This window comes from Dactylosporangium sp. NPDC049742 (genome assembly GCF_040674675.1).
GTDB classification, from domain to species: Bacteria; Actinomycetota; Actinomycetes; order Mycobacteriales; family Micromonosporaceae; genus Dactylosporangium; species Dactylosporangium maewongense.
This window is the reverse complement of record NZ_JBFANF010000040.1, coordinates 49737-62466: the sequence shown is the minus strand read 5'-3', so window position 1 is coordinate 62466 and position 12730 is coordinate 49737. Positions and strand designations below refer to the sequence as shown.

Here is a 12730-nt window from a genome sequence, read left to right as displayed (position 1 = left end):
GGAGTTACCCGATATGACCACCACCGTTGAGCGTCCCTGGGTCCAGGAGATGGTCGTCGTGCACCGCGTGTTCCGGCGCGAGTCGCGGCTGATGCCCCAGCTCGTCCGCAACGTCCGGCCCGGCGACGTGGAGCGCGCGAGGTTCCTGGGCTCGATGTTCCGCGAGTACGACGCCGGCCTGCACGCCCACCACACGGGCGAGGACGCGCTGCTGTGGCCGAAGCTGCTCGCCCGCGTCGACCTGGACGCGGACCTGGTGCTGCGGATGGAGCAGCAGCACGAGGTCGTCGCCGCCGGGCTCCGCGAGGCGATGGCCCTGCTCGCCGTGTGGGAGGCCGACGCGTCGGCGCCGGCCCGGGACGCGCTCGCCGACGCGATGGACCGGCACCGCCGGGACCTGCTCGTGCACCTCGACGAGGAGGAGCACTCGGTGCTGCCGCTGGTGTCGGAGCACATCACCGTGGCGGAGTGGACGGCGCTCGGCGAGGAGGCCCGGTCGCACACCCCGAAGGACAAGCTGCTCTTCATGCTCGGCGCGCTGCTGGAGGATGCCACGCCCGAGGAGACGAGCCGCTTCCTGTCGCACCTGCCCATGCCGGCCCGGGTGCTGTGGCACACGGTGGGCCGCCGCCAGTACGAGAAGCAGATGCGCAAGGTCCGCGCGGGGCTGCGCTAGTCGCCCGGCTGGTTGCCCGGCTAGTTGGACGTGTAGCCGGGGACGTCCTGGGAGCCGTCGGCGTTCTCGACGCGGTCGACCTCGCCGTCGAAGTCGTCGTCGTGGTAGATCAGGTCGATCTTGCCGTCGTGGTCCTGGTCGTAGGCGACCTGGTCGATGAGGCCGTCGTCGTTGGTGTCCCACATGGCGATGTCGGTGACGCCGTCGTGGTTCTCGTCGGCGACCAGCACGTCGGCCACGCCGTCGCCGTCGCTGTCGTAGCTCGCGGTCTCCAGCCCCTCGGTGGACGGCGGCGCCTGCGACCCGGCGGCGGCTGCGGCGGGGTCGGCGTCGGACTCCTCGGTGCCGGGGTCGGCCGTGGTCTCGCTCGCGGGGCTGAGGCCGGCCTCCACCCCGTGCTCCTCGCCGAAGACCGCGTGCGGGTCGGCGAAGTCGGACACACCGAGGTCACCCGGGTCGAAGTCGACGCCGAAGTCGGATTGCAGGCCGAAGTCACTCATGCCTGTCACCTTTCCAGCACCGGCGAACCCGGCGCCACCCGGGACACGTGCGGGTCGGTATGAGAAGACCCGCACCCCGGGGGCGCCGGCTCCGCGTCCCGTTCGGCCCGAGCCTCCCTACGGCGTCCGGTCGCCCGGCGCCGACCGGTCGTCCGGCCGCCCGCCGCCCGCGGTGAGCCCCTCCCCGCCTTCCGTGGCGAGCGCGAGGTTGGCGCGGCGCATCCCGTACAGGAAGAACAGCACCAGACCGGCGGCCATCCAGACCAGGAACCGCACCCAGGTCACCACCGGCAGGTTGAGCATCAGCCACAGGCTGGCCACCACGCTCAGCGCCGGCAGCCACGGCACCCCCGGCGCCCGGAAGGCCCGGGGCAGGTCGGGCCGCGTGCGCCGCAGGACGATCACGCCGAGCGACACCACGATGAACGCGAACAGGGTCCCGATGCTGGTCAGCTCCGACAGCTCCGACAGGGGCACGAACGCGGCGAGCACGGCGACCACGACGCCGGTGATCGCCGACATGACCCACGGGGTGCCGTAGCGGGGATGCACCTTCGACAGGATCGGCGGCAGCAGGCCGTCGCGGGCCATCGCGAACGACACCCGGGCCTGCCCGAGCAGCAGCACGAGGATGACGGACGTGATGCCGCACACGGCGCCGAGGGAGATCAGGTCGGCGGCCCAGCCCTGCCCGACGAGGTCGAACGCCTTCGCGAGCGGCGCGGCGGTGTCGAGCTGCTCGAAGGGGACCATGCCGGTCACCACGAAGGCGACCGCCATGTACAGCACGCCGCAGATGACCAGGGAGCCGATGATGCCCCACGGGACGTCGCGCTGCGGGTTGCGGGTCTCCTCGGCGGTGGTCGCGACGACGTCGAAGCCGATGTACGCGAAGAACACGATGGACGCGGCCGCGACGATGCCGAACCAGCCGAAGTGCTGCGGCGTGATCCCGGCCAGGACCTGCAGCAGCGGCGCGTCGCCGCCGCTGGCCTTGGTCGACGGCTCGGCGGCGGGGATGAACGGCGTGTAGTTGGCGGCCTTGATGAAGAACACGCCGAGCCCGATGACGAACACGACGACGGCGACCTTGACGACGACGAGGAACCCGGTGACCCGCCCGGACAGCTTCGCGCCCATGACCGCCACGATCGAGAGGGCGGCGACGATGAAGGCGGCCCCGAAGTCGGGCAGGGCCTTGTCCCCGGCGAGCCAGGTGGGCAGGTCGAACAGCTCCTGCAGGTAGGCCGACCAGCCGCGGGACACGACGGCGGCGCCGAGGGCCAGCTCCAGGCACAGGTCCCAGCCGATGATCCAGGCGACGAACTGCCCGAGGGTGGCGTAGGAGAAGGTGTACGCGGAGCCGGCGACCGGCACGCTGGAGGCGAACTCCGCGTAGCAGAGGGCGGCGAGGGCGCACACCACCCCGGCCAGGGCGAACGAGATCACGATGGCCGGGCCGGCGTTGCGGGCGGCCTGCTGGCCGGTCAGCACGAAGATGCCCGTGCCGATGATCACGCCCACCCCGAAGACCGTCAGGTGGAACGCCGACAGGTTCTTGCGCAGTCCTCTGCCCGGTTCGTCCGTGTCCCGCAGCGACTGCTCGATCGACTTGGTCCGAAAGATCGACATCGGTGCACCTCCTCGGGGCCCGACAGGCCCTGAACCCGACATGCCCGGACGATCTGGGTTCTACACCCGGGCGGCCGCACCTAGTACAGTTAAAACCTACCGGTTAGATAGAAATTAGGGGCGGGCATGCAAACCACAGTGGTCGTGGGCGGAGGCTGTAGCGGCGCCCTGACGGCGATCCATGTCAGCGGTCCGGCGGACCGGGTCGTGCTGGTCGACCCGGCGCCGGCGGGCACGCTCGGTCGCGGCGCGGCGTACCGCACGACCGACCCGACGCATCTGCTCAACTCGCGGGCGGCGGCGATGAGCGCGCTCGCCGACGCCCCGGACGACTTCGTCGACTGGTGCCGGGACCAGGGACTCCCCATCGGCCCGGCGGACTTCGCGCCCCGCGCGGTCTTCGGCGACTACCTGCACGACCGGCTGCGCGGCGCCGACTTCGAGCACGTCCGGGGCGTGGCGATCCGCGTGGACGCCGGCCGGGAGCGACTGAGCGTGGTGCTGCGCGGCGGGCAGACCGTGGCCGCGGACCGGGTCGTGCTCGCCCTCGGCCACGGCGCCCCGGCGGGCCCGCTGTCGATCACCTCGGCCGTGCGCACCCACCCCTACTATGTGGGAAACCCGTGGACGCCGGGCGCGCTGGACCGGGTCCCGGGCGACGTGCCGGTGCTGCTGATCGGCACCGGGCTCACCGCGCTGGACGTGGCGATGTCGCTGAGCAGCCGGGGGCGCCGGGCGCCGCTGCACGCGGTGTCGCGCCGTGGCCTGCTCCCCCAGCCGCACCTGGAGACCCAGCCGAAGGCCACCGGGACGTTCGCCCATGACGGCGCCGACGCGCGCGGGCTACTGCGGGCGGTCCGGCGTTACGCGGCGACCGAGGCCGACTGGCGCTGCGCCGTCGACACGCTGCGGCCGCAGATCGACCGGCTGTGGCGGCAGCTGTCGGTGGACGCGCGGCGGCGGTTCCTGCAGCACGTCGCGGCGTACTGGGAGGTCCACCGGCACCGGATGGCGCCGACGGTCGCGGCACGGGTGGCCGCGCTGCGCGACAGCGGCGCCCTCCGCACGCACGCGGCGGCGATCCACTCGATCCGGCGCGGCGAGCGCGGCTTCGTGGTGACGCTGCGGTTCAAGGACAGGGACGTGAGCTGGCCCGTCGGCGCGATCGTCAACTGCACCGGCCCGGGCGGCGCCACCACCAGCACGCTCGGCCGGGCGCTGCTGGACGACGGGCTGGCCCGACGTGACCCGACCGGCACCGGTCTCGACGTCGACGCGCACGGCCGGCTCGTCGGCCGCGACGGCGAGCCGTCCGACCGCATCTTCGCGATCGGCCCGACCCGCCGGGGTGCCTGGTGGGAGACGACGGCCGTGCCGGAGATCAGAAGCCAGGCCGCCGCGCTGGCTCGAGTGCCGGTGCCTGCTTGATCGTCATCACGTGCTCGACGAGCGCGATGAGCACGCCCTTGATCGAGCGCCGGTCGCGGGCGTCGCAGAGCACCACGGGCACGTCCGGGTCGAGGTCCAGCGCCCGGCGGACCGCCTCCGCGGTGTGCTTCTGCACGCCGTCGAAGCAGTTGACGGCGACCAGGAACGGCGTGTTGCGCTCCTCGAAGTAGTCCACCGACGGGAAGCAGTCGGTGAGCCGCCGGGTGTCGGCGAGCACGACCGCGCCGAGCGCGCCGAGCGCCAGCTCGTCCCACAGGAACCAGAAGCGGTCCTGTCCCGGGGTACCGAAGAGATAGAGCACGATGTCGTCGTTGATGCTGATCCGGCCGAAGTCCATCGCCACCGTCGTGGTGGTCTTGCCCTCCACGCCGTTGACGTCGTCGATGCCGACGCCCGCGTTGGTGAGCACCTCCTCCGTCTGGAGGGGACGGATCTCACTGACCGCGCTGACGAGCGTGGTCTTGCCGACGCCGAACCCCCCGGCGATGAGGATCTTCACCGCCAGCGGGATGTGCCCGTCAGAGCGATCGGAGACCATTGACAACCGCCTTGAGAATGCGATCGTCGGGCCGCTGCGGCCCGACGGATTGGTCGTACACGGGTTCATGCATTTCGATGAGGCCCTGCTGGAGCAGGTCGCCCAGCAGCACGCGCACGACGCCGAGCGCGAGATCGAGGTGTGAGGCGAGCTCCGCGACCGTGATCGGCACGCGGGTGCGGGCCAGGATCGCGTAGTGCTCGGGCTGCAGGTGCCGGGGGCCCGTCCCGCCGTCGGCGTTGACGACGAACGCGACCAGGTCGAAGCCGCCGACGACGGGCTTGGCCCGCCCGCCGGTCACCGCGTACGGGCGGACCACCGGCCCGGCGTCGGAGTCGAGCCAGTCGTGCTCACCCCGCGACATCGGACGGAGCGCCCGTTCGTGACGGTGCGGTGAGGTACTGCCCGACCCGGGTCACCAGCATCGCCATCTCGTAGGCGATCACGCCGATGTCGGAGTCCGCCGTGCTCAGCACCGCCAGGCAGGCGCCCTGCCCGGCGGCCGTGACGAACAGGAACGCGTCGTCCATCTCCACGATCGTCTGCCGGACGGCGCCGCCGTTGAAGTGCCGGCCGGCGCTGCGGGCCAGGCTCTGAAACCCGGATGCGACCGCGGACAGGTGCTCGGCGTCGTCCCGGCCGAGGTGGCTGGACGCGCCCATGAGCAGCCCGTCGGCGGAGAGCACCACGGCGTGCTGCGCCGACTCGACCCGATCGACAAGGTCGTCGAGGAGCCAGTCGAGCTTGCCGGTGCGACTCGTCGATTGTGCCACCTATGCGTCCCTTTCCAGTGTGGGTTGATCGTCGGTGAGCGCCGCCTCCCGGCGCCCCCGGGTGAACCCCGCCTGCAGCGACGTCATCATCGCGCGGGTCTGCTCGGGCGACCTGCCACCGGTCCCGGCGGCCGCGAACTGCGACGCCGGCACGCCGTCGACCGTGTGCTCGTCGTCAGGTCGCTCCCGGAGCTGCGGGGCGAGGCTCGCCTGCCGGCGCCGCTTGGGGAGTCCGTCGTCGGTGAGGTCGACGGGTTGCTCTGCCGGCGTCTGCCGCGTCGGTACCGCCTGAGCCGGCACGACCGGCTGCGGTGCGTCGGCGTCGGCGTCGGCGTCGCGCCCGCGGACGGGCAGGGGCGCGTGCGTGGCGGCCGTGCTCACGTGCGACGGGACGAGCTCCAGGACCTCCGCGGTGAGCCGCTCGTCCGCCCCGACATGGCGCGCCTCGAACTCGGGCTGCGCCACCGGCTCGTCGGCCAGCTCATCGGCCAGCTCCGATGCCGCCTCCGACGGGGTCGACGCGGTCAGCTCCGGGGTGGCGCCCGTGATCAGGTGGGGCGGGATCAGCACGACCGCGGTGACGCCCCCGTACGGCGACGACCGCAGCGTGACCCGGACGCCGTGGCGGGCCGCGAGCAGCGCCACCACGAACAGGCCGAGCCGGGCGCTGTTGGCCGGGTCGAAGTCCGGCGGGTGCAGCAGCCGCTGGTTGGCCTCCTCGATGGCCTCCGGCGCCATGCCCAGCCCGCGGTCCTCGATCTCGACCGCGAACCCGTTCGGCACGAGCTGGCCGCTGATCTGCACCCGGGTGTGCGGCGGCGAGTACGACGTCGCGTTCTCGATCACCTCGGCGAGCAGGTGGATGACGTCGGCGACGGCCCGCCCGACCAGCGACGCCTCGGGCAGCGTGAGGAAGCCGACCCGCGCGTAGTCCTCGACCTCCGACACCGCGCCGCGGACCACGTCGACCATCGGCACCGGGTTGCGCCAGCCGCGGCCGGGGGTCGCGCCGGCCAGGATGACCAGGTCCTCGGCGTGGCGGCGCATGCGGGTGGCGAGGTGGTCGACCCGGAACAGGTCCTCCAGCTCCTCCGGGTCGCCGGTCCGCCGCTCCATCCGGTCCAGCAGCGCGAGCTGGCGGTGCAGCAGCGTCTGGCTGCGGCGGGCGATGTTCAGGAAGACCTCGTTGAGCCCCCGGCGCAGCTGCGCCTCGTGCGCCGCGGACTCGATCGCGGTGCGCTGCACGGCGCTGAACGCGTTGCCCACCTTGCCGATCTCGTCGGTGCCGTACTCCAGCGGTGGTGCCGCCTCGGCCAGGTTGAACTCCTCGCCCCGGCGCAGCCGGCCGACGAGCTCCGGCAGCCGCTGGTCGGCGAGGATCTGGGCGTCCTGCCGCAGGCCGGTGAGCCGGTTGATCAGCGACCGGCCGATCCGGATCGACAGCACGACCGAGATCGCGATCGCGAGCAGCCCCAGCACCGCGGCGAGCACCAGCCGGACGATGATCGCGACACCGACGGGCTCGGCCCGCTCCAGGATCGTGTCGCCGTATTGGAGGTCCAGCTGGCGCAGCTGCTCGGCGAGCTTGTCGTAGGCGTCGCGCCACACGGCGATGTCGACCGGGATGGCGACGTTCGGCCTGGCCTCGGCGATGATCTTGTCCTCGAAACCGGTCAGCTTCTTGTGCGCGTCGCCCGCGACGATGTCCCGGTAGACCCGCTGCACCGTCTCGGGCAGCTCCGCGGACTGCTCCGCGTATTCGGCGCGCTTCGCGCCGATCGCCGCGATCAGGTCGGCGGCCTCGGTGCGGATGAACTTGCCCGCCGCGGCGGCGCCGTTGACCAGCGAGTCCTCCCGGGCGAGCAGCTCCCGGGCCCGGCTCATCGCGATGTTGGTCCGGGCGTCCTTGCTCAGCTGCGCGTCACTGACGCCGGGCAGCGCGTTGTACCAGCGGTAGATCGCGTCGATCGGCCCGTTGTAGACCTCCATCGCGCCGGTCCGGTCGATCTGCCCGAGCGAGATCCCCGAGCGCCCCGACACGATCCCGTCGAGCGCCACCATGATCTCCGTGAGGCGCCCCCTGGCGACCTCCGGCATGGCGTCCCTGGTCTCGCCCTTACCGGCAAGGGACCGGAAGTGGCTGATGGCGGTGTCGGTCTTGCGCCGCTGCTCGGCCAGCAGCGCCGCCTCCGGCTTCCCCTCGGCCCGGCCGGACCCCAGGTACACCTGCGAGAGCTTCCGCTCCCGCTGCAGCTCGACGGTCATCGTCTCGGCCGGCTCGGCGGCCAGCGTGTAGTAGGTCTGCGCATCGAACAGCTCGACCACCGCACCGGACGTCAGGCTGGTCGCGAAGACCCACAGCACGACGAGCGACAGCAGCGGCGGGAGCAGCAGGGTGACGATCTTGGCGCGGATCGACCACGTGCGGATTCTCCACGTGCGGGTCTTCATGTGGTCCTCGTGGGTCGCGTCGACAGGGGGGTGGCGCGTCTCGGGCATGATACGGACAGACAGGCGGGGAAGTCACCAACAAGGTCGTCGCCGTCCCAAACCCAGCTCGCTCCCGATCTCCCTCCCCCGCCGGTGTGCATTCCCCACTCCCGGGCAGGGCGCCCCGCATGCGGCGTGGACGGTGGGTTTTCGCGATCAGTGCCTGGGCCGTGTGCACGACGGCGCTCGGCGTCGTCGGCGTCGACAAGGTGGAGGCCGTCCGCTCGTCCATGGTGGCCGCCACCAGCGGCGGCCGCCCTTCCGCCGACCCCTCCCCGTCCCCTTCTCCGTCGCCGGGCTCCACGCAGATCCTGCGCACCCCCGGCGGCACCGTGGCCGCCCACTGCAACGCCGGCCTGACCTGGGCCGACTACCTGCGCCCGGCGACCGGCTTCCACGTCGAGGACGCCCAGCAGGGCCCGGCCGCCGAATACCGGGTCACCTTCAAGACGAACGGCCAGGAGGTCCGCGTCGTCGTCCGCTGCGACCCCAAGACCCTCATCCCCACCACCGAGGTCACCCTCGGCTGAACCACCGCACCCCGCGGAACAAAACCCACGAATTGCGACATTGACCAACGTCTGCACGCGGCGCCCTTGGCAGCTTCACCTCACAACCGACACAGCTCAGCAATGCCCCATCCGCAGAACAACCCCATACCGCCCCACCCACACGCCGACGCCGCAGCCCAGTTGAACAGCACCACAAACCCACCACTCCCACCGAACCCCGGCGCGCACTCAGCAAACACTCGACGGCCACCCGGCTGAGCCGAGCCACCGACCCACCACCCTCGCCGAGCACCGGGCGGCCACCGGCAAGCACGGGGCTGAGCAAACCACCAACCCGCCACTCTCGCCGGGCACTCGACGGGCACCCGACGGGCACTCCCCCGCACAGACGTTGGCCAATGCCCCGAAATGCCCCCTTGGGGGAATCGACGCTGCGCGATCCACCCCGCATTCGGAGATCAACTTGGGGGTGGATCGCGCAATATCTATAGAACAAAAGCCGCTTATTCGGGCATTGACCAACGTCTGCGCGGGCGGGCGGGCGAGGAGGGCGTGCACGGAGCGGAGAAAGTCGGGCGGCTTGGTGGTGGGTCAGGCTGGGGTGGGGTCCAGGGAGCCGAGTTGGGCGGCGGCGAAGGGGAGGTCGCGGTCGCGGATGGCGGCGCAGCGCTGGGCGGTGGCGGCGGCCTCAGGCAGGGCGGCACCGGCGAGCTGGGCGAGGACGAAGCCGGCGACGTACGCGGACCGGTTGCGTGGTGTCGGGGCCGCCGAGGTGTGGACCGTGTCGGCGTCGTGGCTGTGCACGACCGCACCGTCGGCGTCGAGGGTGACGGCCACGACGGCGGCGGCGGTCGAGCGCAGGAGCATGCCGCGGGATGCGATGACGGCGGCGGTGGTCGTACCGTCGACGACCCCACCGACGGTGTCGAGGGTGGGTGTGACGAGGTCAGGGCCGAGGTGGGCCCACGGCGCGAGGTCCAGCGCGTCGACGGCGAGGAGCGGCACGTCGAGGCGCCGGCTGGCCAGGAGCGTGCGGACGGCGGGGCCGAGGGTGCCGGCGCCGAGGTCGCAGACGACGACCGCAGCGGGGCGCTCGGCGAGGGACTCGCCCAGGCGGTGCAGGAGCGTCTCGGCGGCCGGGCCGGTGAGGGGGCTCGTGTCGCCGTCGTCGAACCGTGCCACCACCTGGCCCGCGGCGACGACGCGGCGCTTGGTGAGCGTGCGCCGGCCGACCGCGACGACCAGGCGGTCGGTGGCGCCGCCGTCCCACACCCTGGAGCGCAGCATGGCGCCCGCGTCGTCGTCGCCGGTCACGCCGACGACGGTGGTCCTGGCGCCCAGGCCGGTGAAGGCGCCCGCGACGGCCGCGGCACCGCCGGCGACCTCGCGGGTCGTCTCCAGCGTGATGACGGGGACGGGAGCCTCCCGGCTCATGCGGGTCGGGGTCCCGGTCAGCCAGCAGTCGAGCACGGCGTCGCCGACGACGAGCACGGGACGGTCCTGCCAGCGGGCGGCGAGTTCGGCGAATCTCACGCCTCATGCCTACCCGACTCGAAACGGAACATTCTGCAACATCACAACATCGCCTGCGACAATTGCAGGATCGAACGCGCAGACGTGGCGATGATCGGTGGGGGCATGGCCGGCCTGTCCCTCGCCGCGGAGCTCGCCGAGCTGGACAGCCGGTTGGTCGCACGGGTGGAGGCGGCGGGTGGCCACCGCGAGCCGTTACGGATCATGGTGCTCGAACGGGAGAACCAGTTCGGTTACCACACGACCGGGCGGTCCGTGGCCGCCTTCCTCGAGAGCTACGGCACGCCCGAGGTGCGGGCGCTGACCCGCGCGTCGCGGACGATCCTCGACGCGCTCGGCGCCGAGTCCGGCACGCCGCTGCTGCGGGCCAGGCCGCTGGTCTGGATCGCCGGCGAGGAGCAGCTCCCGGCGATGAACGCGCTGCTGACCGCCAACCCGTCGCTGCGCGGCACGGACGTCGTCGGGGCGCAGACGCTGTGCCCGGCACTGCGCCCGTCGGCGGTCGCCAGGGCCGCGGTCGAGCGCACCGCGCAGGACATCGACGTCGACGCGCTGCATCAGCTGTACCGCAAGCGTGCCGCCGCCGCGGGAGTGGTGCTGCGCACCGCGATCGGCCTGGAGGCCGGCGAGTGGACCGGCCGCGGCTGGCGGCTCACCACCGACCGCGGCGAGCTTGAGGCCGAGCGGGTCGTCAACGCGGCCGGTGCCTGGGCGGACGCCGTCGCCGGGCGGCTCGGGGTGGCTGCCGCGGGGTTGGCGCCGCTGCGCCGTACCGTGGCGATCGTCTCCATCGAAGGGGTCGCGCCCAGCTGGCCGCTGGTGCACGACGTGGGCGACGAGTTCTACTTCCGGCCCGAGGGCGGCGGGCTGCTGGTGTCGCCGTGCGACGAGACGCCGTCGCCGCCGGTCGACGCGGTCGCCGCGCCGGAGGACGTCGCCCTCGCGGTCGAGCGGGTCGCCGCGGTCACCACTCTGGACCTGCGGCGGGTGCGGACGAGCTGGGCGGGGCTGCGGACGTTCGCGCCGGACCGCAACCCGGTCGTCGGGCCCGACCCGGTGCAGGACGGGTTCTACTGGTTCGCGGGGCAGGGCGGCTCCGGCATCCAGACCGCGCCGGCGCTGGCGCGGCTGGGCGCGGCCGAGCTGCTGGGCGAGCCGTTCGAGATCCCCGGCCTGCGGCGGGGCGCCCTGCACCCCCGTTAGGCGGGTTGTTGCAGCTGGTCCGGGCCCGTCGGCCGGACGCCCTTCAGCGTGGCGACCGTGGCCGGATCGTTCAGCAGCGCCCGCTCCGCGTCGTCGACGAACGCGAGGTCGGCCTCGACGTGCCGGGTCGCCGCCGACAGCAGCAGCCCGACGACCGGGTCGGCCGCCTTGCGCCGCAGGCCGTCGAGGTTGCGCAGCTCGCGCAGCAGGTACGTGCGCTGCTGGCCCAGCACGGTGCGCACCACCTCCCCGTCGCCGGAGCGGGCCGCCGCGGTCACCTTGAGGAAGAAGTCGTCGCGGAAGCCGCCGCTGCGCGGGCTCGCCTCGTCCAGCCAGCGCCGCAGCTCGCCGCGGCCGGCGTCGGTGATCTCGTAGACGACCCGGTCGGGCTTCACCGCCTGGGCGTGCCGCTCGGAGCTGACCATGCCGTCACGGGAGAGCCGGTCCAGGATCTGGTACAGGTGCCCGATGTTCAGCGGGCCCCACTGCGGGCCGACCGCGGTCTCGAAGGCGCTCTTCAGCTCGTACCCGTAGCTGGGCCCGTGCGACAGCAGCGACAGCACCGCGTGATGGATCGGCATGTCCAGAGCCTACTCGCCCCTTGCATTGTCGCAATGCATTGCGACAGAGTAGGGCGATGACCGCACCGTCCACCGGCGCCACCCTCTCCACGGGCGCGGCGCTGTCCGTCGCCGGGCTGACCAAGCGCTTCCACACCGGGGAGCAGGACATCGTCGCCGCCGACGAGCTGACCCTGAGCGTGGAGCCCGGCAGCTTCACCGCGGTCACCGGGCCGAGCGGGTCGGGCAAGTCGACGCTGCTGCACCTGGTCGGCGCGATCGAGAGCGCCGACGCCGGCACGATCGTCGTCGACGGCGTCGAGGTGACCGCGCTGCGGCGGCGCAAGCTCAGCGAATACCGGCGCACGGTCGGGTTCGTGTTCCAGCGGTACCACCTGCTGCCCGCGCTCACCGCGCTCGACAACGTCATCGCGCCGGTGCTGCCGTTCCGCGTCGGGTTCGACAAGCAGCAGCGCGCCCGCGAGCTGCTCGACGCGGTCGGCCTCGCCGGCCGGGAGCGGGCCCTGCCGGCGCAGCTGTCCGGCGGCCAGCAGCAGCGGGTGGCGATCGCCCGGGCCCTGATCGGGTCGCCGAAGCTGCTGCTCGCCGACGAGCCGACCGGCAACCTCGACTCCGCCAACGGCGCGCAGATCCTGGACCTGCTGCTCGACCTGCGGGAGGCGCGGGGCATGACGGTGCTGCTGGCCACACACGAGCAGCAGATCGCGGCGCGGTGCGACCGGCTGCTGCGGCTCGCCGACGGCCGGCTCACCGACGACATCGATCTGACCGCCGGCGAGGACCCGTCGTCGACCCTGGCCCGGGCCACGCAGCTCCGGCTTTAGTCTGATTTAACCCCTTTGC

The 12730-nt window shown here is 72.6% G+C and carries 13 protein-coding genes; 5 read left to right on the top strand and 8 right to left on the bottom strand.

Going from position 1 to position 12730, the window contains the following annotated elements; all coding sequences use genetic code 11:
* The first annotated feature begins 13 nt into the window (after positions 1 to 13).
* On the top strand, positions 14 to 676 hold the full coding sequence (locus AB0J72_RS37605) for a hemerythrin domain-containing protein (protein WP_363407666.1): 663 nt from the start codon (positions 14 to 16) through the stop codon (positions 674 to 676).
* Between the two features lie 20 nt (positions 677 to 696).
* On the opposite strand, the gene AB0J72_RS37600 is transcribed toward AB0J72_RS37605, so the two are convergent.
* Positions 697 to 1176: a hypothetical protein gene (locus AB0J72_RS37600; RefSeq protein WP_363407663.1), complete on the bottom strand. Its 480-nt coding sequence runs from the start codon at positions 1174 to 1176 to the stop codon at positions 697 to 699.
* A gap of 117 nt (positions 1177 to 1293) precedes the next feature.
* Positions 1294 to 2808: an amino acid permease gene (locus tag AB0J72_RS37595; RefSeq protein WP_363407660.1), complete on the bottom strand. Its 1515-nt coding sequence runs from the start codon at positions 2806 to 2808 to the stop codon at positions 1294 to 1296.
* Positions 2809 to 2934: 126 nt separating this feature from the next.
* Between AB0J72_RS37595 and AB0J72_RS37590 the strand changes: the two genes are divergently transcribed.
* On the top strand, positions 2935 to 4236 hold the full coding sequence (locus AB0J72_RS37590; RefSeq protein ID WP_363407657.1) for an FAD/NAD(P)-binding protein: 1302 nt from the start codon (positions 2935 to 2937) through the stop codon (positions 4234 to 4236).
* On the opposite strand, the gene AB0J72_RS37585 is transcribed toward AB0J72_RS37590, so the two are convergent.
* The 4 genes from AB0J72_RS37585 to AB0J72_RS37570 are packed head-to-tail and all read right to left on the bottom strand — an operon-like array spanning position 4190 to position 8019.
* Positions 4190 to 4795, bottom strand: coding sequence for an ATP/GTP-binding protein (locus tag AB0J72_RS37585; RefSeq protein ID WP_344512360.1), 606 nt, complete (start codon positions 4793 to 4795; stop codon positions 4190 to 4192). The two genes, AB0J72_RS37590 and AB0J72_RS37585, sit on opposite strands and share 47 nt — an antisense overlap.
* Positions 4776 to 5159 (bottom strand): DUF742 domain-containing protein, encoded by a 384-nt coding sequence (locus tag AB0J72_RS37580; RefSeq protein ID WP_363407654.1) that lies wholly within the window; start codon positions 5157 to 5159, stop codon positions 4776 to 4778. The genes AB0J72_RS37585 and AB0J72_RS37580 overlap by 20 nt, the downstream gene beginning before the upstream one ends.
* Complete coding sequence (locus AB0J72_RS37575; protein ID WP_363407651.1) at positions 5146 to 5568, bottom strand: roadblock/LC7 domain-containing protein; 423 nt, start codon at positions 5566 to 5568, stop codon at positions 5146 to 5148. Before AB0J72_RS37575 ends, AB0J72_RS37580 begins: the two co-directional genes overlap by 14 nt.
* Positions 5569 to 8019, bottom strand: coding sequence for a nitrate- and nitrite sensing domain-containing protein (locus AB0J72_RS37570; protein ID WP_363407648.1), 2451 nt, complete (start codon positions 8017 to 8019; stop codon positions 5569 to 5571).
* Positions 8020 to 8186: 167 nt separating this feature from the next.
* Between AB0J72_RS37570 and AB0J72_RS37565 the strand changes: the two genes are divergently transcribed.
* Positions 8187 to 8588 (top strand): hypothetical protein, encoded by a 402-nt coding sequence (locus AB0J72_RS37565; protein ID WP_363407645.1) that lies wholly within the window; start codon positions 8187 to 8189, stop codon positions 8586 to 8588.
* Positions 8589 to 9161: 573 nt separating this feature from the next.
* Here the strand turns inward: AB0J72_RS37565 and AB0J72_RS37560 are convergent.
* Positions 9162 to 10103, bottom strand: coding sequence for a PfkB family carbohydrate kinase (locus AB0J72_RS37560; protein WP_363407642.1), 942 nt, complete (start codon positions 10101 to 10103; stop codon positions 9162 to 9164).
* Positions 10104 to 10193: 90 nt separating this feature from the next.
* Here AB0J72_RS37560 and AB0J72_RS37555 point away from each other — a divergent pair, with 90 nt between their 5' ends.
* Positions 10194 to 11306 carry an FAD-binding oxidoreductase gene (locus AB0J72_RS37555; protein WP_363407749.1) on the top strand — a complete coding sequence of 371 codons (1113 nt, stop codon included), beginning with the start codon at positions 10194 to 10196 and terminating at the stop codon, positions 11304 to 11306.
* Here AB0J72_RS37555 and AB0J72_RS37550 read toward each other — a convergent pair.
* Positions 11303 to 11887, bottom strand: a complete 585-nt coding sequence (locus AB0J72_RS37550) for a PadR family transcriptional regulator (protein WP_363407639.1) — start codon at positions 11885 to 11887, stop codon at positions 11303 to 11305. The two genes, AB0J72_RS37555 and AB0J72_RS37550, sit on opposite strands and share 4 nt — an antisense overlap.
* A 56-nt stretch (positions 11888 to 11943) precedes the next feature.
* Between AB0J72_RS37550 and AB0J72_RS37545 the strand changes: the two genes are divergently transcribed.
* Positions 11944 to 12711 carry an ABC transporter ATP-binding protein gene (locus tag AB0J72_RS37545; RefSeq protein ID WP_363407636.1) on the top strand — a complete coding sequence of 256 codons (768 nt, stop codon included), beginning with the start codon at positions 11944 to 11946 and terminating at the stop codon, positions 12709 to 12711.
* Positions 12712 to 12730 lie beyond the last annotated feature (19 nt).